Annotated in this window: 1 protein-coding gene and 1 pseudogene; both read left to right on the top strand. The window is 76.8% G+C overall.

The features are described from left to right. Positions 1-648, top strand: a pseudogene (locus JNW89_RS36000) (ABC transporter ATP-binding protein); the annotation flags it as partial. After that, positions 645-1,445 (top strand): energy-coupling factor transporter transmembrane protein EcfT, encoded by an 801-nt coding sequence (locus JNW89_RS35995; protein WP_238452406.1) that lies wholly within the window; start codon positions 645-647, stop codon positions 1,443-1,445. The pseudogene JNW89_RS36000 and the gene JNW89_RS35995, both read left to right, overlap by 4 nt. Positions 1,446-1,862 lie beyond the last annotated feature (417 nt).

The raw sequence follows: 1,862 nt of genomic DNA, 5'->3' as shown, positions 1-1,862 counted from the left end.
CCCGGCTGGCCCCCACCGACCTGCGGGTACGCGCCGGCGAGGCGCTCGCCGTGCTCGGGCCCAACGGCGTCGGCAAGTCCACCCTGGCCCTGCTCCTCGGCGGGCTGCTCCGCCCCGGCGTCGGCCGGGTCACGCCACGGCCGCGCTGGCCGGAGCGGACGACCGCACTCCCCCGCACCGCTGGCGGGCGCCCGCGCTGGCCCGCCGGATCGGCTCGGTCTTCCAGGACCCGGAGCACCAGTTCGTCACCGCCACGGTCTTCGACGAACTGCGCTCGGCCCCCGCCGGACCGGCCAGTCCGAGCCGGCGGTACGCGCCACCGTGGACGCCCTGCTGGACCGGCTGCGGCTGACCCGGCTGGCCGGGGCGAACCCGTACACCCTCTCCGGCGGGGAGGCGCGGCGGCTGAGCGTGGCGACCGCGCTGGCCACCGCGCCCCGCCTGCTGATCTGCGACGAGCCAACCTTCGGCCAGGACCGGCGCACCTGGCGGGAGCTGGTCGACCTCTTCGCCGACCTGCGCGACGCCGGGCACGGCGTCGTCACCGTCACCCACGACGCGGACTTCGTCGCCGCGCTCGCCGACCGCACCGTCACCCTGGACCGGCGGCCCGACCCGGCCGGCGACGACTCCGGGCGGCGCCCGTGATCAGCCTGGAACCGGTCGCGGCGCCCGGCGCGCCGCTGGCCCGGCGCAACCCGGTGGCGAAGCTGGCCGCCGCGTTGGTCTTCTCGGCCGTCCTGGTGGCCACCCTGGACCCGGTGGCCCCGGCCATCGCGATCGCCGTGGAGCTGGCCGTGCTGCCGCTGTTCGGGATCCGGTACCGGGTGCTGGCCCGGCGGGCCCTGCCGCTGCTGGCCGGCGCGGCCGGCATCGTGGTCACGCTGGTGCTCTTCGCCGCCGACCGGTCCGGCCGGGTGCTGCTGGACGCCGGGCCGCTGCTGGTCACCTCGGGGGTGCTGCTGACCGCGCTCGGGCTGGCGCTGCGGATGTTCGCGGTGGCCCTGCCGGGCGTGATCGTCTTCGCCACCACCGACCCGACCGACCTGGCCGACGCGCTGGTACAGAACGCGAAGGCGCCGGCCCGGTTCGCCATCGGGACGCTGGCCGCGTTCCGGCTGGTCCCGCTGCTCGGCCAGGAGTGGCAGATGATCGAGATGGCCCGCCGGGCGCGCGGCGTGGACGCCGGGCGCAACCCGGTGGCGAAGCTGCGGCTGTTCGTGTCGACCGCGTTCGCCCTGCTGGTCGGGGCGCTCCGACGGGGCACCCGGCTGGCGGTGGCGATGGACGCCCGGGGCTTCGACGCCGGTACCCCGCGCACCGTCGCCCGCCGGCAGCGGTTCGGCCTGGCCGACGGGCTGCTCGTCGCCGGAGCGGCCGTGCTGGGAGGTGCGGCGATCGCGGTCAGCGTCGCGCTCGGCACCTTCCGCCCGCTGATCGGCTGACCCGGGGGCGATCGGGTCCGGACCGGCGGCCCGGTGGTCGGATCCGGACCGGCGGCCCCGTGTCGGGTCCCGGCCGTGGTGACAAGCGGCGCCGGTAACCCCTCCGGCAGGCGACTTTTGGCGGCACGGTGTCCGGTGAGCGCGATACCTTTGAGGCATTTTGATACCTCAGAGGTATCACGCTCGTCGCGGTCCTACTTCCGCGCCGCGACACGCCGAACCGGCTCACCGGGCCGCTCGGGACAGGCCCCGGTGCGGCAACCGACGGGTCGCCCGCACCGGGAGCGCGCTCCCCGCTCCACCGGCCGCCGGATCAGGTACGCGACCGACCGGCGTCCGTACCAGCAGCGCGGATCAGCTGCGGCGGAAGGCGTACCGGCGGGTCTGGCCACGGGCGGCGGTGGAGCCGCCGCGCAC

This window comes from Micromonospora sp. 4G55 (assembly GCF_016803375.1).
This window is presented reverse-complemented; position numbering and strand designations above follow the sequence as displayed.